General features: G+C 70.2%; 26 protein-coding genes. 15 read left to right on the forward strand and 11 right to left on the reverse strand.

Translation table 11 applies throughout. The features are described from left to right. Positions 1-34 precede the first annotated feature (34 nt). The 5 genes from BM004_RS18255 to BM004_RS18275 are packed head-to-tail and all read right to left on the reverse strand — an operon-like array spanning position 35 to position 4,577. Positions 35-1,012, reverse strand: coding sequence for an MBL fold metallo-hydrolase (locus tag BM004_RS18255; protein WP_093215543.1), 978 nt, complete (start codon positions 1,010-1,012; stop codon positions 35-37). Continuing rightward, on the reverse strand, positions 1,009-1,215 hold the full coding sequence (locus BM004_RS18260) for a DUF2783 domain-containing protein (protein ID WP_093215546.1): 207 nt from the start codon (positions 1,213-1,215) through the stop codon (positions 1,009-1,011). Before BM004_RS18260 ends, BM004_RS18255 begins: the two co-directional genes overlap by 4 nt. Then, the gene (locus tag BM004_RS18265; RefSeq protein ID WP_093215548.1) at positions 1,212-2,885 is read right to left on the reverse strand and encodes an FAD-dependent oxidoreductase; all 1,674 of its coding nucleotides are present in this window, start codon (positions 2,883-2,885) and stop codon (positions 1,212-1,214) included. Before BM004_RS18265 ends, BM004_RS18260 begins: the two co-directional genes overlap by 4 nt. 26 nt (positions 2,886-2,911) lie before the next feature. Continuing rightward, positions 2,912-4,033: an alpha/beta hydrolase family protein gene (locus BM004_RS18270; RefSeq protein ID WP_093215550.1), complete on the reverse strand. Its 1,122-nt coding sequence runs from the start codon at positions 4,031-4,033 to the stop codon at positions 2,912-2,914. Next, a complete protein-coding gene (locus BM004_RS18275) occupies positions 4,026-4,577 on the reverse strand; it encodes a VOC family protein (RefSeq protein ID WP_093215553.1) in 552 nt (183 codons plus the stop codon). The genes BM004_RS18270 and BM004_RS18275 overlap by 8 nt, the downstream gene beginning before the upstream one ends. A gap of 91 nt (positions 4,578-4,668) precedes the next feature. Here BM004_RS18275 and BM004_RS18280 point away from each other — a divergent pair, with 91 nt between their 5' ends. From BM004_RS18280 to pyk, 3 genes are all read left to right on the forward strand, one after another. Further along, positions 4,669-5,574 carry a LysR family transcriptional regulator gene (locus BM004_RS18280; RefSeq protein WP_093129077.1) on the forward strand — a complete coding sequence of 302 codons (906 nt, stop codon included), beginning with the start codon at positions 4,669-4,671 and terminating at the stop codon, positions 5,572-5,574. 159 nt (positions 5,575-5,733) lie between these two features. Next, positions 5,734-6,927: a phosphoglycerate kinase gene (locus BM004_RS18285; RefSeq protein ID WP_093215555.1), complete on the forward strand. Its 1,194-nt coding sequence runs from the start codon at positions 5,734-5,736 to the stop codon at positions 6,925-6,927. A 101-nt stretch (positions 6,928-7,028) separates the two neighbouring features. Then, a complete protein-coding gene (gene pyk, locus BM004_RS18290) occupies positions 7,029-8,477 on the forward strand; it encodes a pyruvate kinase (RefSeq protein ID WP_093129079.1) in 1,449 nt (482 codons plus the stop codon). Between the two features lie 22 nt (positions 8,478-8,499). Here pyk and BM004_RS18295 read toward each other — a convergent pair whose 3' ends face one another. After that, positions 8,500-9,516: a 1-aminocyclopropane-1-carboxylate deaminase gene (locus BM004_RS18295; RefSeq protein ID WP_093129080.1), complete on the reverse strand. Its 1,017-nt coding sequence runs from the start codon at positions 9,514-9,516 to the stop codon at positions 8,500-8,502. Positions 9,517-9,651: 135 nt separating this feature from the next. Between BM004_RS18295 and BM004_RS18300 the strand changes: the two genes are divergently transcribed. From BM004_RS18300 to BM004_RS18315, 4 genes are all read left to right on the forward strand, one after another. After that, positions 9,652-10,137 (forward strand): Lrp/AsnC family transcriptional regulator, encoded by a 486-nt coding sequence (locus tag BM004_RS18300; protein ID WP_093215558.1) that lies wholly within the window; start codon positions 9,652-9,654, stop codon positions 10,135-10,137. Between the two features lie 35 nt (positions 10,138-10,172). Then, on the forward strand, positions 10,173-11,081 hold the full coding sequence (locus BM004_RS18305) for an alpha/beta hydrolase (protein WP_093129082.1): 909 nt from the start codon (positions 10,173-10,175) through the stop codon (positions 11,079-11,081). 80 nt (positions 11,082-11,161) lie between these two features. Further along, positions 11,162-12,226, forward strand: coding sequence for a class II fructose-bisphosphate aldolase (gene fba, locus BM004_RS18310; RefSeq protein ID WP_093129083.1), 1,065 nt, complete (start codon positions 11,162-11,164; stop codon positions 12,224-12,226). A 104-nt stretch (positions 12,227-12,330) separates the two neighbouring features. Beyond that, positions 12,331-13,236 (forward strand): phosphoribosylaminoimidazolesuccinocarboxamide synthase, encoded by a 906-nt coding sequence (locus tag BM004_RS18315; RefSeq protein WP_093129084.1) that lies wholly within the window; start codon positions 12,331-12,333, stop codon positions 13,234-13,236. A gap of 69 nt (positions 13,237-13,305) precedes the next feature. Here the strand turns inward: BM004_RS18315 and BM004_RS18320 are convergent, their stop codons facing one another. Both BM004_RS18320 and BM004_RS18325 read right to left on the reverse strand, forming a co-directional pair. Beyond that, a complete protein-coding gene (locus BM004_RS18320) occupies positions 13,306-13,779 on the reverse strand; it encodes an META domain-containing protein (protein ID WP_093129085.1) in 474 nt (157 codons plus the stop codon). A 159-nt stretch (positions 13,780-13,938) separates the two neighbouring features. Then, complete coding sequence (locus tag BM004_RS18325; protein WP_093215560.1) at positions 13,939-14,859, reverse strand: tetratricopeptide repeat protein; 921 nt, start codon at positions 14,857-14,859, stop codon at positions 13,939-13,941. Between the two features lie 36 nt (positions 14,860-14,895). Here BM004_RS18325 and purE point away from each other — a divergent pair, with 36 nt between their 5' ends. Genes purE through BM004_RS18340 form a run of 3 tightly spaced genes read left to right on the forward strand, consistent with a single transcriptional unit; the run spans position 14,896 to position 17,689 of the window. After that, positions 14,896-15,468: a 5-(carboxyamino)imidazole ribonucleotide mutase gene (purE, locus tag BM004_RS18330; protein WP_093215563.1), complete on the forward strand. Its 573-nt coding sequence runs from the start codon at positions 14,896-14,898 to the stop codon at positions 15,466-15,468. Beyond that, on the forward strand, positions 15,465-16,691 hold the full coding sequence (locus tag BM004_RS18335) for a 5-(carboxyamino)imidazole ribonucleotide synthase (protein WP_093215565.1): 1,227 nt from the start codon (positions 15,465-15,467) through the stop codon (positions 16,689-16,691). Before purE ends, BM004_RS18335 begins: the two co-directional genes overlap by 4 nt. Further along, positions 16,688-17,689, forward strand: a complete 1,002-nt coding sequence (locus BM004_RS18340; protein WP_093215568.1) for an L-threonylcarbamoyladenylate synthase — start codon at positions 16,688-16,690, stop codon at positions 17,687-17,689. Before BM004_RS18335 ends, BM004_RS18340 begins: the two co-directional genes overlap by 4 nt. A 24-nt stretch (positions 17,690-17,713) precedes the next feature. Here BM004_RS18340 and BM004_RS18345 read toward each other — a convergent pair whose 3' ends face one another. From BM004_RS18345 to BM004_RS18355, 3 genes are all read right to left on the reverse strand, one after another. Beyond that, on the reverse strand, positions 17,714-19,285 hold the full coding sequence (locus tag BM004_RS18345) for an alpha/beta hydrolase family protein (RefSeq protein ID WP_093215734.1): 1,572 nt from the start codon (positions 19,283-19,285) through the stop codon (positions 17,714-17,716). Between the two features lie 184 nt (positions 19,286-19,469). Continuing rightward, the gene (dacB, locus tag BM004_RS18350; protein WP_093129090.1) at positions 19,470-20,891 is read right to left on the reverse strand and encodes a D-alanyl-D-alanine carboxypeptidase/D-alanyl-D-alanine endopeptidase; all 1,422 of its coding nucleotides are present in this window, start codon (positions 20,889-20,891) and stop codon (positions 19,470-19,472) included. Positions 20,892-20,938: 47 nt separating this feature from the next. After that, positions 20,939-21,523 carry an NUDIX hydrolase gene (locus BM004_RS18355; protein ID WP_093215736.1) on the reverse strand — a complete coding sequence of 195 codons (585 nt, stop codon included), beginning with the start codon at positions 21,521-21,523 and terminating at the stop codon, positions 20,939-20,941. 79 nt (positions 21,524-21,602) lie between these two features. Here BM004_RS18355 and BM004_RS18360 point away from each other — a divergent pair, with 79 nt between their 5' ends. The 5 genes from BM004_RS18360 (at position 21,603) to BM004_RS18380 (ending at position 25,574) form a co-directional block, all read left to right on the forward strand. After that, entirely contained in the window at positions 21,603-22,391 is a 789-nt protein-coding gene (locus BM004_RS18360) for a DeoR/GlpR family DNA-binding transcription regulator (RefSeq protein WP_093215570.1), read from the forward strand. A 104-nt stretch (positions 22,392-22,495) separates the two neighbouring features. Next, the gene (locus BM004_RS18365; RefSeq protein ID WP_256219942.1) at positions 22,496-23,506 is read left to right on the forward strand and encodes a DMT family transporter; all 1,011 of its coding nucleotides are present in this window, start codon (positions 22,496-22,498) and stop codon (positions 23,504-23,506) included. Next, complete coding sequence (tsaB, locus tag BM004_RS18370; RefSeq protein ID WP_093215573.1) at positions 23,499-24,200, forward strand: tRNA (adenosine(37)-N6)-threonylcarbamoyltransferase complex dimerization subunit type 1 TsaB; 702 nt, start codon at positions 23,499-23,501, stop codon at positions 24,198-24,200. The genes BM004_RS18365 and tsaB overlap by 8 nt, the downstream gene beginning before the upstream one ends. 10 nt (positions 24,201-24,210) lie before the next feature. Continuing rightward, positions 24,211-24,753, forward strand: a complete 543-nt coding sequence (rimI, locus tag BM004_RS18375; RefSeq protein ID WP_093129094.1) for a ribosomal protein S18-alanine N-acetyltransferase — start codon at positions 24,211-24,213, stop codon at positions 24,751-24,753. Beyond that, positions 24,750-25,574: a uracil-DNA glycosylase family protein gene (locus tag BM004_RS18380; RefSeq protein WP_093215575.1), complete on the forward strand. Its 825-nt coding sequence runs from the start codon at positions 24,750-24,752 to the stop codon at positions 25,572-25,574. The genes rimI and BM004_RS18380 overlap by 4 nt, the downstream gene beginning before the upstream one ends. Positions 25,575-25,627 lie beyond the last annotated feature (53 nt).

Genomic DNA, 25,627 nt, shown 5'->3' on the forward strand with positions numbered 1-25,627 from the left:
TTGTCTCCGTTGCCTGTCTTGAAATCGGTTCAGCTCATTCGCCGCGCAAGACCTGCCAGAGCTCGCGGTCGCGCTCGGCGGTCCACACCACGGGGTGTTCAATGCCGCGCAGCTCGTCATAGGCGCGCGACACGTCGAAGGGCAGCACGTGCTGGAACACGGGCCAGTTGCCGAAGCGCGGCGTCATCGCCGCTTCGGCGCGCGCGAAGCAGCCCTTGAGCTTGTCGCCCGCGGCAATGCCGGCCTTCACGCTGTCCAGCAGCGTCGAGAGAAATGCCTTGGTGAGCCCGATGGCCTCGGCGCACGCGGCCTCGTTCTGCAGCACCGCACCGCGCCCGGGCACCAGCACGCGCGGGTTCAGCGCGCGCACCGCGTCGAGCGTGCCGGCCCAGTCGCCGATGTAGGCATCGCCCGCGTACACGCCGCAGTGGTTCTCGACCACGTCGCCCGAGAACAGCACGCCGCAGTCGGGCAGCCAGGCCACGGTGTCGCCGCTCGAGTGACCGCGGCCCAGCGCCATCAGGCGCAGTTCGCGGCCCGTACCGGGGCGCGGGCCAAGCCACAGGCTCATCTCGCCCTGGAAGCTCATCGTCGGAAAGGTGAGGCCCGGAATCTCTTCCACGCCCTCGAACAGGCGCGGGAAGCGGCCCACCTCCGAATCGAGGTCGGCCTGGCCGCGCGTGCGGATCCAGTCGAGCGTGCCGTTGCTCGCAATGACCTGCTCCACCTCGTCGAAGGCGCTCGCACCCATCACGCGCACCGCGTGGTAGTGCGTGAGCACGATGGTCTTGATCGGCTTGTCGGTCACCGTGCGAATGGCCGCGAGAAAGTCGCGCGCCATGCGCGGCGTGGGGCGCGTGTCGATCAGCACCACCTGTTCGTCGCCGACGACGAAGCCGCAGTTGGGGTCGAAGTCGCTGATGTAGCCGTGGACACCGGGCGCAAGCTCGCGCAGCCGGGGCTTCTGCTCGCGGGTGTCGGAGGCAGAAGCAAAGGAGACGTTCGTGGTCATGGGGTGATGGTTGTCGTGAGGTCTTCTTCCGCCGCCGCCCGGATGCAGGCAAGCAGCACGTCCTGGTCGGCGCACTGGTTGGCCAGCAGCAGCACGAGGCGGGCGTTGAGGTCGGCGCTCCGGGCTTCGGTGCGGCCCTCGTGCGCGGCAAGCAGGGCTTCGTAGAAGCCGTCGGGGTCGGGGATGCGGGGCTCGGTATTCATGGCGTGGGGTCGAGGTCCAGGGCGAGCGCGGTGCGCAGCGCAGAGGCGATGGATTGCGGCGTGGCGTTCGCCAGAACCGCGGCGCGGTAGGCGTCGGGGCGCACCAGCGCGAAGCCGCCCGTGCCGCCGATGCAGAGCTGGGCGGCCAGCCTGTCGTCGGCCTGCAGGGTGGGCAGGCCGCTGTCGCCGTTGTCGCCGTTGTAGTCGCCGATGGCCAGCAGGCGCAACGGCAGCGAGGCCGTGGCTTTGCGCGCCGCATCGGCCTGCGCGCGTGTCGGCATGCACCACAGCCCGATGCATTGCGTGCCGTCGGCCAGCAGCTGCATCAGCGTGGTCTCGCGGCCATCGGCCCAGCGCAGCGGCAGGTTCTGCACCGTGTGCCCGCCGTCGGGCAACTGGGGTGCAACGGGGTAGTCGTTCGCGACCGACATGCGCCCCGTGTTCACCAGCGTGCGCGCAAACGGATGGCGCGCCGCCAGCGCCACCACGGCGCGGCGCAGCGTGTGCTCGGCCGGCGAGCGCGGCGCGAGGAAGCGTGCCGAGCGGCTCGTCACCTGCAGGTTCTGCCGTGCGGCGGGCTGGCGTTCCGCGTCGTAGCTGTCGAGCAGCGCGTCGCCGGCCTGGCCCTGCGCCACCAGCGCGAGCTTCCAGCCGAGGTTGGCCGCGTCCTGGATGCCGCTGTTGCCGCCGCGCGCGCCGAACGGGCTCACCACGTGCGCCGCGTCGCCGATGAAGAACACGCGCCCGTGGCGGAAGCTGTCGAGCAGGTGGTCGCGGTAGCCGTAGGGGCCGATCCACACGAACTCGAACTCCACGTCGGGCCCGAGCTGTTCGCGCAGCCGCGCGCCCGCCACTTCGGGCTTGCTGATGGTGGCCGTGTCGCAGTCCTCGGGCATCTGGTAGTCGATGCGCCACACGCCGTCGGCCATCAGGTGCTGCCACACGCCGCGGCCTTCGTTGAAGGGCGCGTCGACCCAGGTCCAGCGCTCGGTGGGCAGCGGCTTCTTGAAACGCACGTCGCTGATGCACCAGCGGTCGGTGCTGCGCGAGGAATGCGTGTCGATGCCCAGTTGCGTGCGGATCGGGCTGTTGGCGCCCGTGGCGTCGATCAGCCGGTCGGCCTCGAGGGTGTAGCTGCCGGCGGGCGTCTCGATCTCCAGCCGCACGCCGTCGGCCAGTTGTTCGACATGGGTCACGCGGCTCTTCCAGCGCACGTCGGTCAGGCCGAGCGCGAGGATGCGCTCGACCAGGAACCACTCGATGTAGAACTGCTGCAGGTTGATGAACGGCGGCTGCCTGGAGACGCTGTTGGCCTGCAGGTTGAAGTTGTAGACCTCCTGCTCGCCCGAGAAGGTGCGCCCGAACGACCAGGTGATGCCCTTGGCCGCGATGCGCTCGTAGATGCCCAGGCGCTCGAAGATCTCCAGGCTCTTCTGCGCGTAGCAGATGCCGCGCGACGAGGCGCCGCGCACGCCCACGGTGTCGTCTTCGTCGAGCAGCACGGCCTGCACGCCGCGCTGCGCGAGGTCGCAAGCCAGCGTGAGGCCCGAGGGCCCGGCGCCGACGATCACGATCGGGTGGCGCACGGGTGTCGTGCTGCCCAGTTCGGGCGGCGGCGTGAACGGCCAGCTCGGCAGTTCGTAGGCCGGTGCGAATGCAAAGTTTTCCATGGCTCTGTAAGGGGCTGAAGGAAGGCTTACAGCGCGTGCGCGAATTCGGCGATGGCGTCCGCCGCCTTCGGCACCAGCCCGGGCTGTCCCGCGAGGTAGTGGTTGCCGCCCACGATGTCGACATTGCGGATGCGCGCGCCGCCCGCCGCCATCCACGCGTCCCGCGTGCTCGGAAAGGTCGACTGGTCGCCCGTGTAGGTCAGCAGCAGCTTGGGCACCGTGGTGCGCGCGAGGTTGGTCGGCCCGTCGGCCTGCGAGCGCGAGGACCACTGCGAGAGGAAGGCGGTCAGCGAGGTGGTGCGCCCCATCGCGTTGGCCGAGTAGTTCACCTGGCGCGCGTCGCCCCACACGCTGCCGGGCAGCCGGTCGTTCGCGTCCAGCGACAGGTCCACGCAGCGCGGGTCGGCGTGCGTGCGGTAGATGACGAAGGCCTGGTCGCGCGGCGCGCCCGGGGTGCGGCGCAGCAGCGCGAGCCGGTCGACCGCCCAGCGCTCGATGCGGTCGAGCCGCGCCTTCTGCGCGGCGCTGAAGCGCGCGAGAAATTCGCTGTCGTAGGGCACGCGGTGGCGCGCGTCGTACATGTCGAGTTCGGGGTCGGCCGAGAGCGGGTCGTGCTCGTCGGTGACCGAGGGGTCGATCCAGTCGCGCATGAGCCGCGTGCGGCCCAGGTGCGCGGCGCACAGCGCGATGCCGTCCACCGGCGGCAGGTCGCCCGGGTGCAGGTGGGTCGGGTCGCCGTCGGGCAGGTGCGTGGCGGTGAGCTTCTCGGCCTGCGCCTGGTAGAAGGCCGCGAGCGCCGCGCCGCCGGAGTTGCCGACGAGAAACACCTTCTCGTAGCCCGCCGCGCGCAGGTGCTGCACGCCGGCGCCCAGGTCCTGGATGGCGCGTTCCATCAGCAGCACGGTGTCGTTGCCCACGAAGCGCGAGTTCAGCCCCATGCAGCAGATGCCGCGCTCGGCCAGCGGGCCGATCAGGTAGTGGCCCATGAAGTTGCTGGTCGGGTGCATCACGATGGCCGCGACCTTCTTCGGGCCCTGCGGTGCGCGCAAGGCGCCGTAGATGCGCGGGCGCAGCATCTGCAGGCCCGACTGGCTCTCCAGGGCCGCGCCGGGCTTCACGTCGATGACGGCGAGTTGCAGCTCAGACATTCGGCGCGCCTTCCGATGCTGCGGCTGCGGCACGAAGCCCCGCCTTGCGCACGGTCCACGCGTCGAGGTCGGCGCGCGCACGCAAGGCATGCGCGTCCATCTCGGCCTGCGGCACGGTCGGCGTGGTCAGCTCCACGCGGATGCCGTTGGGGTCGAAGAAGTAGATCGACTCGATGATGTGGTGGTCGGTCACGCCCAGCACCTCGACGCCCGCGGCTTCGAGCCGCGCCTTGGCGACCAGCAGGTCGGCCACCGCGTCCACGCGCAACGCGATGTGGTTCACCCAGGCCGGCGTGTTGGGCGAGGGCAGCGCGGCCACGTCGTCGCCCAGGTCGAAGAAGGCGATGTACGAGCCGTCGCGCATCTGGAAAAAGATGTGCACGTAGGGGCAGTACTCGCCGGTGCTCGGCACGTGGTCGCTCTTGATGACGTGGGCCAGCGGCAGGCCCAGCAGGTCTTCGTAGAAGCGGCGGGTTTCCTCGCTGTCGCGGCAGCGCCAGGCGAAGTGGTGCAGCCCGCGAATGGGCGGTGGCGGTGTTGGCATGGCTCGTGTCTCCGGTAAGCCGCGATTGGGCGATGCCGCGTCTTATGATGCAATCGAAATTAATTCATCGATTGATGAAATAAACATATATATGAATCTCACCCTGCGCCAGTTGCGCGCCTTCGCCGCCGTGGCCGAAAGCGGCAGCTTCACCGCCGCGGCGCAGCAGCTGCACCTCACGCAGTCGGCGCTCAGCGTGCTGGTGCGCGAACTCGAACGCGAAATGGGCGTGCAGCTGCTCGACCGGAACACGCGCAGCGTGCAGCTGTCCGAAGCGGGGCGCGAGTTCCTGCCGTCGGTGCACCGGCTGCTGGGCGACCTCACCAGCGCGGTGGCCGGCGTCACGGATTTGCGTGACAAGAAGAAAGGCTTGTTGCGGCTTGCGGCGCCGCAGCTCATGGCCTGCACGCTGATGCCGCGCGTGATCGCGGTCTACCGCGCGCAGTACCCCGACGTCGACGTGCGCCTGGCCGACACGCTGCCCGAGCACCTGCTGGCGGGCGTGATGGCCGGCGACGTGGAGCTGGCCGTGGGGCAGGACGTGGCCGTGGACGGCGCCATCGAGCGCCGCACGCTGTTCCGTGACCGGCACTGGCTGATCTGCCCGCCGGACCACGCCTTTGCCAAGCGCCGCAAGGTGCGCTGGCACGAACTGGCGCCCTACACCTTCATCGCGCCCACGCGGGACTTCCGCCAGCGCGTGCTGCCCGAGCTGGGAGCGCAGGAGCGCGAGTACATGCTGCGCGCGGGCACGCAGGAGGTGTCGTACATGACCACGGCGCTGGGCATGGTGGCCTCGGGGCTCGGGCTCACGGTGTGCCCGACCTATTCCGCGCCGCTGGTGCGCGCCCACGGCCTGCAGATGGTGCGGCTCGAATCGCCCGATTTCCACCGCGAGGTGTGCGTCTACAGCGCGGCGCGGCGCACCCTGTCGCCGGCGGCGGCGAGCTTCGTGGAGATCCTGGAGGGCTTCGCCAGGGCGCAGCCGAAGGGGTAGCGCAAGGAGTGGGCGACGGGACCGGGAAAGGGCTGGGGAAGGGCCGGGGAAGGGCCGGGGAAGGCCGAAAAGCATCAGAACACGGCAAGAGGCGCGCAGTGCCGCGGCGGGGCGAAACCTACAATGCAGGCCGACCCGTCTTCCACCTCCTCCAGATCCATGAACGTCATTCGATTCACCGACCTCTGCGCACAGGGCAAAGCCGCCGGCCAGCGCGTTTTCATCCGTGCCGACCTCAACGTGCCGCAGGACGACGCAGGCAACATCACCGAAGACACGCGCATCCGCGCTTCCGTGCCCTGCATCCAGCTCGCGCTGGACGCCGGCGCGGCCGTGATGGTCACCTCGCACCTGGGCCGCCCGACCGAGGGCGAATTCAAGCCCGAGGACTCGCTGGCGCCCGCGGCCAGGCGCCTGGGCGAACTGCTCGGCCGTGAAGTTCCGCTGATCGCCAACTGGGTCGACGGCGTCGACGTGAAGCCCGGCCAGGTCGTGCTGCTCGAGAACTGCCGCGTCAACAAGGGCGAGAAGAAGAACGACGAAGGCCTGGCGCGCAAGCTCGCCGCGCTGACCGACATCTACGTGAACGACGCCTTCGGCACCGCCCACCGCGCCGAAGCCACCACCTACGGCATTGCCCAGTTCGCCAAGATTGCCGCGGCCGGCCCGCTGCTGGCGGCCGAGATGGACGCCATCACCAAGGCGCTGGCGCAACCCAAGCGTCCGCTGGTGGCCATCGTGGCGGGCTCCAAGGTGAGCACCAAGCTCACCATCCTGAAGAGCCTGTCGGCCAATGTGGACCAGCTGATCGTCGGTGGCGGCATTGCCAACACCTTCATGCTGGCGGCGGGCCTGAAGATCGGCAAGTCGCTGGCCGAGCCCGACCTGGTCGACAACGCCAAGGCGGTGATCGACGCCATGCGCGCGCGCGGCGCCGACGTGCCGATTCCGGTGGACGTGGTCACGGCCAAGACCTTCGCGGCCGACGCCGCTGCCACCGTCAAGGACGCGAACGACGTGGCCGACGACGACCTGATCCTGGACATCGGCCCGAAGACGGCCGCGATCCTGGCCGCGCAGCTGCGCGAAGCCGGCACCATCGTCTGGAACGGCCCGGTGGGCGTGTTCGAGTTCGACGCCTTCGCAGGCGGCACCAAGGCCATTGCGCAGGCCATCGCCGAGAGCAGCGCGTTCTCGATCGCCGGCGGCGGCGACACGCTGGCGGCCATCGCCAAGTACGGCATCGAAAAGCAGGTCGGCTACATCTCGACCGGCGGCGGCGCCTTCCTCGAGGTGCTGGAGGGCAAGACCCTGCCGGCCTTCGAAATCCTGGCCAAGCGCGCGGCCGCCTGATCGCCGGCGCGGCGGGCGGCGAGACGAAAGCCCGTCACGGGTGACTTCCGTCGGACACACAAAGTGTATACAGTAGCGAATACAAAACGGAGACTACCCTCATGAGCACGGACCGCATCCCCCGCCACGCCACCAAGATCGTTGCCACGCTCGGTCCGGCGTCCAGCACCCCCGAACTGCTGTTGCAGATGATCCAGGCCAAGGTCAGCGTGGTGCGGCTGAATTTCAGCCACGGCACGGCGCAGGACCACATCGACCGCGCCACCATGGTGCGCGAAGCCGCCCGCAAGGCGGGCCGCGAAGTGGCCATCATGGCCGACCTGCAGGGCCCCAAGATCCGCGTGGGCAAGTTCGCGCAGGGCAAGGTCTGGCTGGAGCCGGGCGCTAAGTTCGTGCTCGACGCCTCGCGCACCGAGCCCGGCGACATCGACTGCGTCGGCCTCGACTACAAGGACCTGCCGCGCGACGTGAAGCCCGGCGACAAGCTGCTGCTGAACGACGGCCTCATCGTGCTGACGGTCGACGCCGTCAAGGGCGACCAGGTGCTCACCACCGTCAAGCTCGGCGGCGAACTGTCGAACAACAAGGGCATCAACAAGCAGGGCGGCGGCCTCACCGCCCCCGCGTTGACCGCCAAGGACATGGAAGACATCAAGACCGCGATGAGCTTCCAGGCCGACTACGTGGCCGTGAGCTTCCCCAAGAACGCCACCGACATGGAAATGGCGCGCCAGCTGTGCAACGTGGCCGCGGCCGAATACGGCCACAAGCCCGGCATGATCGCCAAGATCGAGCGCGCCGAAGCCATTCCGCGCCTGGAAGAAATCCTGCGCGCCAGCGACGGCATCATGGTCGCGCGCGGCGACCTGGCCGTGGAAGTGGGCAACGCCGCGGTGCCCGCGCTGCAGAAGAAGATGATCCGCATGGCGCGCGACATGGACAAGGTGGTCATCACCGCGACCCAGATGATGGAGTCGATGATCACCAACCCCGTGCCCACCCGCGCCGAGGTGAGCGACGTGGCCAACGCCGTGCTCGACGGCACCGACGCCGTGATGCTCTCGGCCGAGACCGCCTCGGGGCGCTATCCGCTGGAAACCGTGCAGGAGATGAGCCGCATCTGCGAAGCCGCCGAGGCCGCGGAAGACAAGACGCTGGACGCCGACTTCAGCGGCAAGACCTACAGCCGCATCGACCAGTCGATTGCCATGGGCGCGCTCTTCACGGCGCACCACCTGGGCGCCAAGGCCATCGTGGCGCTGACCGAGTCGGGCTCCACCATGCTGTGGATGAGCCGCCACCGCGCGCACATTCCCATGTACGCGCTGACCTCGCGCCTGACCACGCAGCGCAAGCTGGCGCTGTACCGCAACGTGCGCCCGCTCCTGATGGACTCGCAGACCGACCGCGACACCGCGCTCGAACAGGCCGAGGCCCACCTGAAGAAGCGCGGCATCGTGCAGACCGGCGACGTCTACGCCATCACCTGCGGCGAGCCCATGGGTGCCCCCGGCGGCACCAACATGCTGAAGATCTGCCGCGCGAGCTGAACCCGCCCGGCCGGGCGCCCGCTCAGCCGTTGCGGAACAGGAAGCTGTAGGCGTTCAGCGCGGGCACCCCGCCCAGGTGCGCGTACAGCACCTTCGAGCCGGCCGGGAATTCCCCGAGCCGCACCTTCTCGATCATCCCGTGCATCGACTTGCCCTCGTACACGGGGTCGGTCAGCATGCCCTCGAAGCGCGCGCACAGGCGAATGGCTTCCAGCGTGCCGTCGTTCGGCAGCCCGTATTCGGGGCCGCCGAAGCGGCGGTCGAGCACCACGTCCTTCTCGGTGATGTCGCGGCCCAGCTCGACCAGCTCGGCCGTGTTCTTCGCGATGCGCAGGATCTGGTCGAAGGTCTGCTGCGGCTTGGCCGAGGCGTCGATGCCGATCACGCGGTCGGCCCGGCCGTCGGCCGCGAAGCCCACCACCATGCCGGCCTGCGTGCTGCCGGTGACCGAGCAGACCACCACGTAGTCGAACCGGATGCCCAGCTCGGCTTCCTGCTGGCGCACCTCTTCTGCGAAGGCCACGAAGCCGAGCCCGCCGCGCGGGTGCTCGGAGCAGCCCGCCGGAATGGGGAACGGCTTGCCGCCGGCCTTGCGCACGTCGGCCATGGCTTCTTCCCAGCTCTTGCGAATGCCGATGTCGAAACCCGCTGCGTCCAGCCGCACGTCGGCGCCCAGGATGCGCGACATCTCGATGTTGCCGACCCGGTCGTACAGCGCGTCGGAGTAGTTGACCCAGTTCTCCTGCACCAGCACGCATTTCAGCCCGAGGTGCGCGGCCACCGCGGCCACCTGGCGCGTCTGGTTGGACTGGATGCCGCCGATGGACACCAGCGTGTCGTAGCCGCCCTCGAGCGCCTCGGGAATCAGGTACTCGAGCTTGCGCGTCTTGTTGCCGCCGAAGGCCAGGCCGCTGTTGCAGTCCTCGCGCTTGGCGTAGAGCTCGACCTTGCCGCCGAGGTGCGCGCTCAGCCGCTTCAGCGGGTGGATCGGCGAGGGGCCGAAGGTCAGGGCGTGGCGGGGAAACTTCTTCAGGTTCATGGTGCGGCTCCAGGAGGTTGAAGCCTTGAATCGTAGGAAGAAGGGCTCGCAACGTGCTTGCGAAGTTCTCTGGCTTGCCGGAACAAAAGAAGGCACGATGGGCAGAGTTGAAACTTTCAAGCCGGTAAACAAGGCATGGGCACAACAAAATTGCGTTCTCCCCCGGAGCTCGATCGCACCGACCGCGCCATCCTTCGCGCCCTGCAGCGCGACGCCTCGCTCTCCAACGTGGCGCTGGCCGCCAAGGTGAACCTGAGCGCCGCCGCCTGCCTGCGCCGGGTGGAGCGGCTCAAGGAGGCCGGGCTCATCAAGGGCATCGTCGCGCTGCTCGACCCCGACGCGCTCGACCTGGGCATGCTCGTGATGATCGGCGTGGTGCTCGACCGCTCCACGCCCGACTCGTTCGCCGACTTCGAGAAGGCCGCGCAGAAGGTCTCGGGCTGCCTCGAATGCCACGTGGTCACGGGCGAGTTCGACTACTTCATGCTGGTGCGCACGCGCGACAACGACAGCTTCAACCGCCTGCATGCCGAGCAGCTGCTCTACCTGCCGGGCGTGCGGCAGATCCGCACCTTCGTCGTTCTCAAGCAGGTGCTGTCGACCACGCAGCTTCCCATCTGACGAAACCGGCGGCCGGCGGCGTGCGTACTGTGACGATGACCTTTCGTTCCCTTCGCTTCTCTTTTGCGGCCCTCTCCGTCTCCACCGCCGCCGCGCTGTCGGCCTGCTCCCCCGTCAAGGTGCTCAACGGGCTGGTGCCCACCGACACCTACCAGTTCCAGGGCGGCCTGGCCTACGGCAAGGCGCCGCGCCAGGTGCTCGACGTGTACCAGCCGCTGCCGTCCACGGCGCCGGCCCGGGGCGCGCGCCCGCTGGTGGTGTTCTTCTTCGGCGGCACCTGGACCACCGGCGACCGCGCCAGCTACCGCTTCGTGGGCGAGGCGCTGGCCGCGCGCGGCGCGGTGGTGGTGGTGCCCGACTACGGCCTGTCGCCCGCCTTCACCTACCCGGCGTTCGTGCGCGACAGCGCGCTGGCCGTCAAATGGGCGCTGGACAACGCCGAGCGGCTCGGCGCCGACCCGAAGCAGGTCTACGTGATGGGCCACAGCTCGGGCGGCTACAACGCCGCGATGGTGGCGCTGGACGCCCGCTGGCTCGGCGAGGTCGGCGCCAGCCCGAAGCAGCTCGCGGGCTGGATCGGCCTGGCCGGCCCCTACGACTTCCTGCCCATCGGCGACCCGCAGGCGCAGGCCGCCTTCAACTGGCCGGACACGCCGCGCGACTCGCAGCCGCTGGCGCACGTCACGCCCGCGTCGCCGCGCGCGCTGCTCATGGCGGCCTCGAAGGACAAGCTGGTCTACCCCGACCGCAACACCCTGCAGATGGCCGCCGCGCTGCGCGCCGCCGGCGTGCCGGTGGAGGTGAAGCTGTTCGACAACCTGAGCCACGTGACGCTGATCGGCGCCTTCGGCAAGCCCATCCAGTGGCTGGGCGGACCGGTGCTGCCGCCGGTCATGGACTTCCTCGGGTTGACGTCAGTGCAGTCCGACAAGGGCCCTCGGTAGAATTGCGGTAGTTTTCTCTCGTCTTTCCGCCTTCGTCTTTCCGCCTTCTTCTTTCCCTAATTCCCGCGAGGTATTTCCCCATGGCACTCGTCTCGATGCGCGAACTGCTCGACCATGCCGCAGCCAATGGCTACGGCATCCCGGCCTTCAACGTCAACAACCTCGAACAGGTCCAGGCCGTCATGGAGGCCGCCAAGGAAACCGGCGCGCCCGTCATCCTGCAAGCCAGCGCCGGTGCCCGCAAGTACGCCGGTGAAGCCTTCATCAAGCACCTGATCCAGGCCGCCATCGAGCAGTACCCGAACATCCCGCTGGTCATGCACCAGGACCACGGCCAGAACCCCGACGTCTGCAAGGGCGCCATCGACCTGGGCTTCAGCTCGGTCATGATGGACGGCTCGCTCGAGGCCGACGGCAAGACCATTGCCAGCTACGACTACAACGTGGACGTCACCAAGAAGGTGTCGGACATGGCCCACCGCCTGGGCGTCACCGTCGAAGGCGAGCTCGGCTGCCTGGGTTCGCTGGAAACCATGAAGGGCGACAAGGAAGACGGTCACGGCACCGACGACACCATGACGCGCGAGCAGCTGCTGACCGACCCCGAGCAGGCCGCCGACTTCGTCAAGCGCACCCAGATCGACGCGCTGGCCATCGCCATCGGCACCAGCCACGGCGCCTACAAGTTCACGCGCGAGCCCACCGGCGACATCCTGGCGATCGACCGCATCAAGGAAATCCACCGCCGCATTCCCAACACCCACCTGGTGATGCACGGCTCTTCGAGCGTGCCGCAGGAGCTGCTGGCCATCATTCGCCAGTACGGCGGCGACATGAAGGAAACCTACGGCGTGCCCGTGAAGGAAATCCAGGAAGCCATCAAGCACGGCGTGCGCAAGATCAACATCGACACCGACATCCGCCTGGCCATGACCGGCGCGGTGCGCAAGTTCCTGGCCGAGCACCCCGAGAAGTTCGACGCCCGCGAGTGGCTCAAGCCGGCGCGCGAAGCCGCCAAGCTGATCTGCAAGCAGCGCTACATCGAGTTCGGCTGCGAAGGCCAGGGCGCCAAGATCAAGGGCGACACGCTGCAGGTGGTCGCCGCCAGGTACGCCGCCGGCGAACTCGCACAGGCCGTGGTCTAAAACTTCCGGGCGATTCGAAGGCCACCGTTCGCGGTGGCTTTTTTCTGCGCGCACAATCCGCTTTCACCGTTCCCACGTTTCTCACCGCATTTGTTGTTGCTCCCATGACCACCGTCCACACCTCCTCCATCCAGAGCCTGCCCCTGCTTGCGCGCGGCAAGGTGCGCGACAACTACGCCGTCGGCGAAGACCGCATCCTGATGGTCGCGAGCGACCGGCTCAGCGCCTTCGACGTGATCATGGGCGAGCCCATTCCGGGCAAGGGCGAGATCCTCACGAAGATGGCCCTGTGGTGGTTCGAGCGGCTCGGCCAGCTCTGCCCCAACCACCTGACCGGCGAGGCGCCCGAGAGCGTGGTGACCGAGGCCGAAGTGCCGCAGGTCACCGGCCGTTCGATGCTGGTCAAGCGCCTGAAGCCCATTCCCGTCGAAGCCGTGGTGCGCGGCTACCTGGCCGGCAGCGGCTGGAAGGAATACCAGGAAAGCCGGTCGGTGTGCGGCGTGCCGCTGCCCGAAGGCCTCACCAACGCCAGCAAGCTTCCGCGCCCGATCTTCACGCCCGCCGCCAAGGCCGCCGCCGGCGAGCACGACGAGAACATCAGCTACGAGCGCGTGGTGGAAATCGTCGGCCCCAAGCTGGCCCAGCAGATCCGCGAGACCAGCATCGCCATCTACGAAACCGCCGCGCAGATCGCGCTGGCCAAGGGCATGATCATTGCCGACACCAAGTTCGAGTTCGGCCTGGACGAGGCCGGCACGCTGGTGCTGATGGACGAGGTGCTCACGCCCGACAGCTCGCGCTACTGGCCGGTGGAGGGCTACCAGGACGCGCTGGCCGCCGGTGCCAACCCGCCGAGCTACGACAAGCAGTTCGTGCGCGACTGGCTCGAGGCCACCAAGATCAACGGCAAGCCCTGGGACAAGACGCCCCCGGCGCCGCGCCTGCCGGCCGAAGTGATCGAGAAGACGGCCGCCAAGTACCGCGAGGCGCTGGAGCGGCTCACGGGCTGAACGGCTGGGGGCCTGCAGGGCACTGCAACGCCACAAGGAGAAGACCGGCCGAGGCCGGTCTTTTTCATTTCAGCGCCCGCCGCTGTTCAGCAGCGCCACCGTGCGCCCGCTCGCGTCCAGCAGCGCCAGCCGGCCCGGGCCGGCCAGGCGGTAGCTCGCGGTGCTCTGCAACGCGGAGACGAACTGCGCCTCGGAGCCGCCGCGCGCCGGGTCGAGGCAGGCCATGCGGGTCGCGGCCATCTGGCCGATCCTCAGCGTGCTGCCGCTGCGCGTGAAGGTGCCCGAGATGCGGTTGCAGCCGCCCGAGCCGCTCACGCGGCCACTGCTGCGGTCGAACTGCACCTGCGCCTCGCCGCCCGGCGCAATGGGCTCGTCGCCCAGCTGCACCAGGCGCCAGGCCGGGCCTTCGATCGGTTCGTCGAGGCTGATGCCGCTGCCGCAACCGGCCAGCGCGGCAAGGGCGGTGACCATGGCGGCGAGAACGGGGAGCGCGGTCCGGCGGGCGGGGCTGGCAGGGCGCGCAAGGCGGGCTGAGGAACGCATGGCCGGTCTTTCCTTTTGCAATCTGCAACAAGTTGAATCGGGCGTGATCGTATGCGACGCCGCGCGGCTCGCCAATGCCATGCCGTACGCCGAACGGCCATGAAAAAAGCGACCCGGAGGTCGCTTGGGCATGCAGGGCGGGCGGGCCGGGCCGTGGGCTCAGCTCAGCACCACGCTGCTCAGGCGGCGGCGGTACGTGGCCACGACCGGATCGTCCGGCGGGATCTGGCCGTCGGCCACCTTGATCTTCGGCGGCTCGATCACGTCGAGGATAGCGATGTAGGTCTTGCGGGCGAGCTCTTCGCTCCAGGCCTTGTCGCGCATCAGGATGTCGAGCAGCTCGTCCATGGCGTCGGTCCAGCGCTGCGCGGCCATCAGCAGGCGGGCGCGGGCGAAGCGGGCGTCGAAGTCGCGCTTGTTGGCGGCAATCTTGGCGTCGAAATCGGCCAACGCGGGCGCCGCACCTGCGTGAGGCGCTGCAAAATCGATAGCATCCATCCAGCGCTGCAGTGCGTCGAAGCGGCGCACCAGCGTGGTCTTGGCGATCACCGGCGCAAAGGCGACCTTGGCGTCGTCGACGCGGCCTTCCTGCAGCAGCAGCTTGATGTAGTCGAAGCGGGCGTCGTCGTTGGCCGGGTCGGTGGCCACGGCGTGCTGCAGCTTCTCGAGCGCGCCCAGGGTGTCGCCCTCGGCCAGCGCTTCCTGCGCCGCGGCTTCCTCGGAGGCCGCCTCGGCCTCATCGGCGCCGGGCACGTGCTTGTCGAGGAACTCGCGGATCTTCTCGGCCGGAATGGCGCCGACGAAGCCGTCGACCGGCTGGCCGTCCTTGAACATCACGCAGAACGGGATGCTGCGCACGCCGAACATCTCGGAGAGCTGCGACGAGATCTGCGGCACCTTGTCGGCGTCGAGCTTGGCCAGCGTGAAGCGCCCGGCGTACTCGACCTCGAGCTTTTCGAGCACCGGGCCGAGCTGCTTGCAGGGGCCGCACCATTCGGCCCAGATGTCCAGCAGCACCGGCGTGCCGACAGAGCCTTCGATCAGTTCGGCCTGGAAATTTTCGAGAGTGATGTCGATCATCGGAACCAACTGAGGGTGAAACGTAAAATTGAAACCATGAACGAAACCATTCAGGTCGGTGTAGTGATGGGCTCGAGCTCCGATTGGGAGACGATGCGCAACGCGGTCGAGATTCTCCAGCAATTCGGAATCAGCCACGAAGCAAAGGTGGTCTCGGCCCACCGGATGCCCGATGCGCTCTTTGCGTATGCCGAAAGCGCCGCCGGGCGCGGGCTCGCCGCGATCATCGCGGGCGCGGGGGGCGCGGCCCACCTGCCGGGCATGCTGGCGTCCAAGACCACGGTGCCGGTGCTCGGCGTGCCGGTGGCCAGCCGGCACCTGCAGGGCGTCGATTCGCTCTACAGCATCGTGCAGATGCCCAAGGGCGTGCCGGTGGCCACCTTCGCCATCGGCAACGCGGGCGCGGCCAACGCGGCGCTGTTCGCGGTGTCCATGCTGGCGGTGAACGACCCGGCGCTGCGCGCCAGGCTCGACGCCTTCCGCACGGCGCAGACCGCCGCCGCCGAGGCCATGACGCTGCCGCCGGCCCCGGCCGGCGACGCTGCCGCCCCTGTTTCGCCCGTGCCCCCCGTCTCTCCTTTCTCGCCGCAAGGCGGAGGTGCCCTGTGAGCAAGAACGCTGACCTGCCCATCCTTCCGGGCGCCACGCTCGGCGTGCTCGGCGGCGGCCAGCTGGGGCGCATGTTCGTCCACGCGGCCCAGCGCATGGGCTATTTCACGGCGGTGCTCGACCCCGACGCCGACAGCCCCGCCGGCCGCGTGAGCCACCACCACATCCACACCGACTACAGCGACATCGACGGCCTGGCCCGCCTGGCCGGCCTGGCCGACGCGGTCACGACCGAGTTCGAGAACGTGCCCGCGCCCTCGCTGGAGCACCTGGCGGTCGCCCGCCCGGTGTCGCCCGCCGCGCCGGCCATCGCCATCGCGCAGGACCGCATCGCCGAGAAGGCCCACTTCACGCGCTGCGGCGTGCCCTGCGCGCCCTACGCGGCCATCGAGACCGCGGCGCAGCTCGCCGCCGTCGACGACCACCTGCTGCCCGGCATCCTGAAGACGGCCCGCCTGGGCTACGACGGCAAGGGCCAGCAGCGCGTGAAGACGCGCGCCGAGCTGGTCGAAGCCTGGCAGGCCACGGGCTGCGTACCCTGCGTGCTCGAGAAGATGCTGCCGCTCGAGTTCGAGTGCTCGGTGATCGTGGCGCGCGGCCGCGACGGGCAGATCGTGCATTTCCCGCCGCAGCGCAACCTGCACCGCGACGGCATCCTGGCCGTGACCGAGGTGCATGCGCAGAACATGCCCAAGACGGTGGCGCAGGGCGCCATCAATTCGGCCAGGAGCATCGCCAACGGCCTGGGCTACGTGGGCGTGCTGTGCGTGGAGTTCTTCGCGCTGGCCGACGGCTCGCTGGTGGTCAACGAGATGGCGCCGCGCCCGCACAACAGCGGCCACTACACGATGGAAGCCTGCGACGTGTCGCAGTTCGAGCTGCAGGTGCGCACGCTCGCCGGCCTGCCGCTGGCCGCGCCGCGCCAGCACAGCCCCGCGATCATGCTCAACCTGCTGGGCGACCTGTGGTTCCCCGAGGCGGATGGCGCAGGCGATGGCAGCAAGGCCGACAAGCCTGCCACGCCCGTGACGCCGCGCTGGAGCGAGGTGCTCGCACTGCCCGGCGCCCACCTGCACCTGTACGGAAAGATGGACCCGCGGCGCGCCCGCAAGATGGGCCACCTGACCTTCACCGGCCCCACGCTCGAAGCCGTGCGCGCCACCGCCTCGCGGGCCGCGCTGCTGCTGGGCCTGCCGGCGGTGACCGGCGCCGGCATCGCATGATCCTGGACGGCCGGTCGCCCGAGGGCATTGCCGAGGCCGCGCGCGTGCTGCGCGCGGGCGGGCTGGTCGCCTTCGCGACCGAAACCGTCTACGGACTGGGCGCCGACGCGACCAGCGACACGGCCGTGGCCGGCATCTTCGAGGCCAAGGGCCGGCCGGCGGACCATCCGCTGATCGTCCACGTGGCGGCCGGCACCAAGGGCACCGAGGCGCTCTCGCGCTTCGCGCAGCCGCTGCCGCCGTTCGCGCAGAAGCTGGTGCAGGCCTTCTGGCCCGGCCCGCTCACCCTGATCGTCACGCGCCAGCCCGGCGTGGGCGCGGCCGCGGCCGGCGGGCAGGACACCATCGGCCTGCGCTGCCCCTCGCACCCGGTGGCGCAGGCGTTGCTGGAGGCCTGCGCCGAACAGGGCGTGCCGGGCGTCGCGGGGCCCAGCGCCAACCGCTTCGGCCGCGTCAGCCCGACCACGGCGCAGCATGTGTTCGAAGAGTTCGGCGAGGCCGTCCCGGTGCTCGACGGCGGTGCCTGCGAGGTGGGCATCGAGTCGACCATCGTCGACTGCAGCCGCGGCGCGCCGGTGCTGCTGCGCCCGGGCGCCATCACGCGCGCGCAGATCGAAGCCGCCTGCGGCGAAAAGCTCAGCGGCCGCGAGATGCTCGAGACGCCCGACCCGCGCGCCTCGGGCACGCTGGAGGCGCACTACGCGCCCAACGCCAAGGTGCGCCTGATGGACGCCAAGGCGATCCAGACCGGGCTCGACGTGCTCGGCGCCAACGCCGCGCACATTGCCGTGTGGACCCGCACCGCGGTCCGCACGCGCTCGCAGCGCCTGGTGCTGCGGCGCATGCCCGACGACGCGGCGGCCGGCGCGCAGCAGCTCTTCGCGGTGCTGCGCGAGTTCGACGCGCAGGGCGTCAAGCTGATCTGGGTCGAGACGCCGCCCGACGCGCCCGAATGGGAAGGCGTGAAAGACCGCCTGCAGCGCGCCTCGGCGGCCTGATTCCGCGCGCTGCGTGGGGCCTGGTCAGCCCCCCGCCGCCAACACGCCCTGGAAGAACCCGCGCGCCGACGCCAGGCAGAACGGCGGCGCCAGCGTGCCGTGGTACGCCAGCGTGACCGCCTGCGCCTTGTCCGCCGCGCTGCCCGAGGTGCCCTGCGCCAGCAGGTCCTTGGCCTGCGCGAAGCCCGCGCGGGCGTTCGAGTAGGCGTCGATGGCGGCCGAATCCTCCAGGTCGACCACCGTCAGCGCGCTGGCCGGCACGCCCTTGGCCCTGAAGTAGCCGGAGGTGGCGCGGGTGCTGATGAAGTTCACGGTCGGGTCGTTCGCGCCGCCGCACATCAGCATCGGCCGGGTCGGCACCCAGTTGCGCAGGTCGTTCGCCACGGCCGCCTTCCGGAAGCCCGTGGACGGCGCGCAGTTCAGCGGCGCGGCCGTGCTCAGCGAGGCCGCCGTGGGCGGCAGCGCGTTGCCGGGGCAGGGGTTCGACTGGATGTCGGTGGCCGCCTGCGTCAAAAAGCTCTGGCGGATCAGGTTGTTGGCGCCGTAGAAGATCGCCAGCTGGCTGTTGACCGGCCCCGGCGTGGCGTTCGGCGGGAACAGCGCCAGCTGCGGCAGCTTGCCGGAGCTGAACAGCGTGTCGGGCGTCAGGCTCGGCAGCAGCGTGTCGATGCCGTTCGCGTACTGCGACTCGTAGATGTCGGTGGTCGCGTTGTAGACGTTGCCGAACTGCTGCTGCCAGCTGGTCGACAGCAGCGGCACGAACAGCGTGGCGCCCAGCGCCGGCCAGCCCTGGTAGGTGTAGTCGGTCAGCAGGCTGATGGCCGAGGGCGCCGACAGGGGCGCCGAGGCCGTCACCGCCTTGCCCGTGGCCTGCATCTCGCGGTGCGCCGCCATGGCCACGTAGCCGCCCTGCGAATAGCCGGTGATGAACAGCGAGCCGGCGTCGTTCGCGCCGATGTTCGAGAAGGTCTTGCGCGCGGCGGTGAGCGCGTCGACCATGTCCTTGCCCTGCTGGTCGCCGTCCAGGTACGGGTGGTAGGGCAGCGTCGACTTGTCGTAGCCCGCGTAGTTGGGCGCCACCACGATGTAGCCCTGCGCCGCGAACATGGCCGCGACCAGCAGGCCCTCGCCGGCGGCCGCCTGCGTGGCGTCGGTCCATTTCGCGAGGTTGTAGTTGCGCGCCGCCGTGGTGCCGTGGGCGTACAGCACCACCGGGCGCTGGCCGCCGCAGGCCACGTCGCTGCCCGTGGGCACCATGATCGCGGCGGTGGCGTTGGTGGCCTCGTTCTTCGCGCCGATGGTGCGGTATTCGAGCGAGCGCAGGGTGACGCCGCACTTGGGCGTGCCCGCGATCTGCAGCAGCGTCTTGCCCTGCGCGCTGCCCTGCAGGCTGGCGTTGAACTGGTCGGCCGTGAGACTGGCGGTCTGCTCCGGCGGGTTGGTGACCACCGAGCCGCGCCCCGTGTCGGCCACCGGCGGCGGAAAGCCCACCCCGATGCCGCCCCCGCCCCCGCCGCCCCCTCCGCCGCAGGCCGCGAGCAGCACCGTGGTGCCCGCGAGGGCCGCGAGTGCTGCGTGTGAAGCGGGCCTGTTCAGCCGTGTTCGCCGGGTTCGCTGAGTGGAGGAATCTGGTGTTTTTTGCACGGGGTGTCTCCTGCGTCGGGTTGGAATCTGGAATCGAACGAGCGTCCGATTCTGTTCAGCCGGGCAGTCCCACGCAATCGGTGTTCGCCTACAGAACGCTTGCCGTGCGAGCCATGAGGTGGCGCGCGGACGCCGCTCAGTTGTCCTGCGAGGCCCAGTCGACCAGCGCGTCGAACGCCGCGCGCGCCGCGCCCGCGTTCTCGCCGTTGGCAATGGCCACCAGCACGTAGCGCCGGCCGCTGGCGCCGTCCACGAAGCCGGCCACGCCCGAGGCGTCGCGCAACGTGCCCGTCTTCAGGTGGGCCGAGCCGCCCGAGCGCAGCGTGCGCCGCTTGAGCGTGCCGTCCACGCCCATGGCGGGCAGCGAAGACATCAGCTCGGGCATGACCGGCGAGCGCCAGGCCACCTGCAGCATCTTGCCCAGCGCCGCGGCGCTGATGCGCTCGTCGCGCGACAGGCCCGAGCCGTTCTCGAACACCGGCTGCGCCTCGCCCGTGCCGATGCGGTCTTTCCACCACTGGCCCAGCGCGGTGCGCGAGGCCTCGAAGGTGCCGCGGTTCTTCTGCGTGAGCCCGATCGTGAGGAACAGCTGCTGCGCCATCACGTTGTTGCTGTACTTGTTGATGTCGCGGATCACCTCGGCCAGCGGCGGCGACTCGAACTCGAACGCCGGCTTCAGCCCCGCCGGCACGCGGCCTTCGCGCATCTGGCCGCCCACGCGCCCGCCCATCTCGGCCCACATGCCGCCGATGGCGCGCATGGCGTAGGTGCGCGGGTCGCCGTAGGCCACGGCCCAGCTCTTCTCGCCGCAGGCGGTGGGGAAGCCGCCGTTGAAGCGGATGCGGTTCACGTCGGTGAAGTCGGCGCGCAGGCCGGTGCGCCAGTCGCCGCACTCGCCGGGCACCATCGGCACGGTGGCCGGCATGGCCACGCTGGCCAGCGGGGGCTCGTAGCTCACCCGCGCGATCTGGCCGGCGCGGTCGGGCGCGAAGGTCATGTTGACCGACTTGAAGTTCACCAGCAGCGCGTCGGGCGAGGCGTTGTAGGGGCGCAGCGGCTCGCCGTCGAAGGCGCCCGGGTCGCCCTCGACCGTGGTCTCGAAGGCGCTGCGGTCGATCACGATGTCGCCGCTCACCGTGGTGATGCCCAGGCCCTGCACGTGGCGCAGCAGCAGCCACACGCGCTCCAGCACCAGCTTGGGGTCGCCCTGGCCCTTGATGTACAGGTTGCCGTTGAGCACGCCGTTGGCCACCGTGCCCTCGACGTACACCGGCGTGGTCCAGTTGTAGGCGGCGCCCAGCATGTCGAGCGCGGCGTAGGTGGTGACCAGCTTCATGATCGACGCCGGGTTCACCGGCACCTGCGTGCGCCACGCCAGGCGCGGCTGGCGCGTGCCGTCGGCTTCGGCCACCAGCATGGTGACCGACTCGCGCGGCACCTTGGCGCGGGCGAGGGCGGCGTCGACCTGGGTGGGGAGGGCTTGCTGGGCGAAAGCGCCGGCCGAGGCCAGCGTGAAGAGAGTCAGTGCGCAGGCGGCGCGGCGGAAGGCAAAAGGCATCCGCCCATTATCCCGACGCGAATTCCCGACGCGAATGACGAGAGGCATTACGGCGCGAACACGTGCAGCTTCGCGTGGTACAGCAGCATCACCGTCTTGGCGTCGGCGATGCGCCCGTCGGCCACCATGGCCAGCGCCTCGCCGATGCCGAGCTCCAGCACCTCGATGTCCTCGCCTTCCTCGGCCAGCCCGCCGCCCGCGCCGATGCGCATCGAGGGCTCGTAGGGCGCCACGAAGAAGTGCAGCTTCTCGGTGACGGAGCCCGGGCTCATGAAGCACTCGAAGATCTTCAGCACGCCGCCGAGCCGGTAGCCCAGCTCTTCCTCGACCTCGGCGCGAATGCGTTCCTCGGGCGCCGCGTCGTCCAGCAGGCCGGCGGCCGCTTCGATCAGCAGCTCGTCGTGCCCGTTGACGAAGGCCGGGTAGCGGAACTGCCGCGTCAGCAGCACGCTGCGCTGCGCGAGGTTGTACGGCAGCAGCGCGGCGCCGTTGCCGCGGTCGTAGGTCTCGCGGTGCATGCGCTGCCACTGGCCGTCGTTGCGCCGCCAGTCGAAGGCGGTGGTGCGCAGCGTGTACCAGTGGTCGGAAAGCAGGGTGACTTCGTGCACCCGGACGCGGTCTTGCAAGGTCATGGCGGCGAGCATATGTGCGTGTTCGTGCAATAACAAGAAAATTCGTGCAATCAAGCGCGCAGGCCGATACCATCGCCCGATGCTCACCCGCCAGCGCAAGCAACACATCCTCTCGGTGCTCCAGCGCGACGGCAACGTCGTGGCGAAGGCGCTCAGCGACGAACTCGGCCTGTCGGAAGACACCATCCGGCGCGACCTGCGCGAGCTGGCGGCCGAGGGCCTGCTGCAGCGCGTGCACGGCGGCGCGCTGCCGATCGCCGCGGCCGAGGCCGACTTCGCGGGCCGCCAGCAGCTGGCGCCGGGCGAGAAGGTGGCCATCGGCCGTGCCGCGGCGCGCATGGTGAAGCCGGGGCAGGTGGTGTTCATCGACGGCGGCACCACCGCCGTGCAGCTCGCGCGCCACCTGCCGCGCGCGCTGCGGGCCACGGTGGTCACGCACAGCCCGTCGGTGGCCACCGAGCTGGCGGCGCACGCCGGCGTCGAGGTGGTGCTGATCGGCGGGCGGCTCTTCAGGCATTCGATGGTGGCGGTCGGCGCGGCGGCCATGGCGGCCATTGCGCGCATCCATGCCGACACCTACTTCATGGGCGTCACCGGCGTGCACGCCGAGGCGGGGCTGACCACGGGCGACCTGGAAGAGGCCGAGATCAAGCGCGCGCTGATGGCCGCGGCGGCCGAGACGGTGGTGCTGGCGTCGTCCGAAAAGCTGGGCGCGGCCTCGGCCTGGGTGGTCAACCCGGTGGGCGCGGCCGCGAGCCTGCTGGTGTCGCCGGACGCGCCGGCCAAGGCGCTGGCGCCGCTGCGCAAGGCGGGGCTGGCCATCCTGCGGGCCGAACCGGAAGGGCCGGCGGGGAGCCCGGCCGGCTGATTCGCCCGCCGCCGGCGCGGCCGGTGGGCGGCCTCGATAATGCCGGGATGCCCGCCGCGTCCCCGACGATTTCCCCACCGCCTTCGCCTTTGCTGTCTCCGCGCATGCTCGGCATCGGCGCGGCCGTCGTCACCGTGCTGGTGTGGACCGCCTTCATCGTCATCGCGCGCGCCTCGGCCGGCCGCTCGCTCACCCCGTTCGACCTGGCCTGCGCGCGCATCTGCGGCGCCAGCCTGGTGCTGGTGCCGTGGGGCGCGTGGCTGGTCATGAAGGGCCGGCGCGCAGCGCGGCAAGGGCAGGCGGGCGCCGCGGTGTCCTCGTTCTTCGGCCTGTCGCCGCTGTCGCTGCGCGTCACCGCGGCGGCGGGCATCTTCGGCGGCGTGGCCTATGCCATGGCGGCCTACAGCGGTTTCTTCTTCGCGCCGGCCGGCCATGCCTCGGTGCTGATGCCCGGCAGCCTGCCGCTGTGGACCACGCTGCTGGCCGCGCTGGTGCTGCGCGAGCGCATCACGCCGATGCGCGCGCTCGGCCTGGCGATGATCGTCGCGGGCGACCTGGTGGTCGGCGGGCGCAGCCTGCTGCATGCCTTCGAGGGCGGCGAGGTCTGGAAGGGCGACCTGCTCTTCATGGCCGCCGCCTTCTGCTGGGCCTGCTACAGCGTGGTGGCGCGCCGCCACGGCCTGGACGCCGTGCGCGCGACCATCGCCATCACCGTGTTCGCGCTGATGACCTACGTGCCGGTGTACGCGCTGCTCGTGGCCGGCGGCCAGGTGGCGAGCCACCTGGGCACCGCGCCGTGGCGCGAGGTGGCGTTCCAGATGGCCTTCCAGGGCGGCGGCTCGGTGGTGATCTCGGGCATCACCTTCACCCGGATGGTCCAGCACTTCGGCCCGGTGCGCACCACCATGATCACGGCGCTGGTGCCCGGCCTGTCGGCCTTCGGCGCGGTGATCTGGCTGGGCGAGCCGCTCTACTGGAACCTGGTCGCCGGGCTGCTGCTGGTCACGGCCGGCATCCTGTTCGGCGTGCAGAAAAGCGCACCGGCGCGTGCGCTTCCCCTTGTTCCCCTTGCTTCTTCTTCCGCCCCCGTCATGGGGCGCCCCACCAATGTCTAAGCTGCTGGCCTTCGATACGAGCACCGAACACCTGTCGGTGGCGGTGCGCCACGGCGAGCAGGTGCTCGCCCACCACGGCGCGGGCGGCGCCCAGGCCTCGGCCACGCTGCTGCCGCTGATCCAGCAACTGCTGCGCGACGCGGGGCTCGCGCTGTCCGAGCTCGACGCCATCGTCTTCGGCCGCGGGCCGGGCTCGTTCACCGGCCTGCGCACCGCCTGCTCCGTGGCGCAGGGCCTGGCCTTCGGCGCCAACGTGCCGCTGCTGCCGGTCGATACGCTGCTGGCCGTTGCCGAGGAGGCGCGCCATGTGTCCGGCGCGCAACAGCTGGTGGCCGTGCTGGACGCCCGCATGGACCAGGTCTACGCCGCGCGCTACGACTTCGCTGCCCACGGCCCGCTGGGCGGCGACGACGAGCCCCTGCTGCTGTCGCCCGAAGCACTCGAAGTGCCCGCCGGCTGGGCGCTGGCGGGCAATGCCTTCGCCGCCTACGGCCCTCGCCTGGCCGCCACCGGCGCGCGCCACGAGGTGCTGCCGGGCGCCGAGGCCATGCTGCGGCTGGCCCCGGCGCTGCTTGCCGCCGGTCGGACCGTGCCCGCGGCGCAGGCCTGGCCGCTCTATGTTCGCGATAAAGTGGCGCAAACCACGGAAGAACGCGCCGCCATCAAGGCGGCGGCCGCCGCTTCCGCCACCTGATTCCAGCCGCATGAGCGCCGTCCTCCAGCCCGTCGAAGCCCGCCTCGAACCGCTCACCGTCGAGCGGATCGATGCGGTCTGCGCGGTCGAGCTGACGGCCTACAGCCACCCCTGGACGCGCGCCAACTTCACCGACTCCATGGCCGTGGGCTACCACTGCCAGTGCCTGCTGGCACCCGGCCCGGCGCCGGGCGTCGTGTCGCCGGTCACCGAACTGGGCGAGACGCTGATCGGCTATTTCGTCGCCATGAAGGGCGTCGACGAGGTGCACCTGCTGAACATCACCGTGGCGCCGGCGTTCCAGCGCCAGGGCTGGGCGCCGCTCATGCTCGAGGCGCTGGGCGGCTGGTCGCGCGCCGAGGGCGCGCAGTGGCTCTGGCTCGAAGTGCGCCAGAGCAACCAGCGTGCGCTGGACATCTATTTGCGCCAGGGCTTTCGCAGCGTCGGCGTGCGCAAGGGCTACTACCCGGCGCACGACAACAAGCGCGAGGACGCCGTGGTCATGAGCCTGCGATTGAATGAAACAGGCACCGCCTGGGGAGCCTTGCGATGAGCGCGGTGCAGACATTGAAACTCGACGCACGCCAGCGCGCGATGCTCGACGAGATGGGTGTGAAGGTCTGGTGGCCGGTGCCCGAGGTTGCGGAAGTCGCGGAAGTCGCGGAGCTGGCGCCTGTCGCTGCTGTCGCTGCCGCTCCTGAAACAGTAGCGCCATACACAGAACCGGCGCCCGTGAGCGAGCGATTCGAGGCCGAGCGTCCGGTCGCCGCGCCGGCCCCCGTGGCCCGGCCGGTGGCGGCCCCCACGCCGGCCCCGGCGCCGCGGCCCGCGGCCGCGCCGCTGTCCCAAGGCGCCGCCGTGCTGGTCGACGACCCGTGCCGCCTGTACGCCGGTGCCGCCGAAGATGGCGCCGTGCAGGGCGGCTGGCTGGTCATCGCCGACATGCCGCCCGAGCCCGACGGCCGCCACGGCGAGCCCTTCGAGGGCGACGCCGGCCGCCTGCTCGACAACATGCTGCGCGCCCTGAAGCTGCACGACGGCAAGACGCCCGTGCACCTGCTGCGCACCCACCGCGGCGTGGCCGCCGGGCAGCCCGGCAGCCCGCGCCCGATGAGCGAGGCCTTCGACCACCACGCTGCGGCGCTCGCCCCGCGCGTCGTGCTGGCCATGGGCCCGCTGGCCGCGCAAAGCCTGATGCAAAGCGGCGACCCGCTGGGCAAGCTGCGCGGCCGCGTCGTGCCGTTGGCCGCGGCCGGCGGGGCGCCCGTGGTGGCCACGTACCACCCGGCGTACCTGCTGCGCAACCCGGCCGACAAGGCACGCGCCTGGGCCGACCTGTGTCTGGCCGCCGAGCAGCACACGCCCACGCCCTGACCGCCTGAAACAGGGCTGGAACAGGGGCTGCAAGCGGGCCGCCTAAAATCCCG

Source organism: Variovorax sp. OK212, assembly GCF_900112425.1.
GTDB lineage: Bacteria > Pseudomonadota > Gammaproteobacteria > Burkholderiales > Burkholderiaceae_C > Variovorax.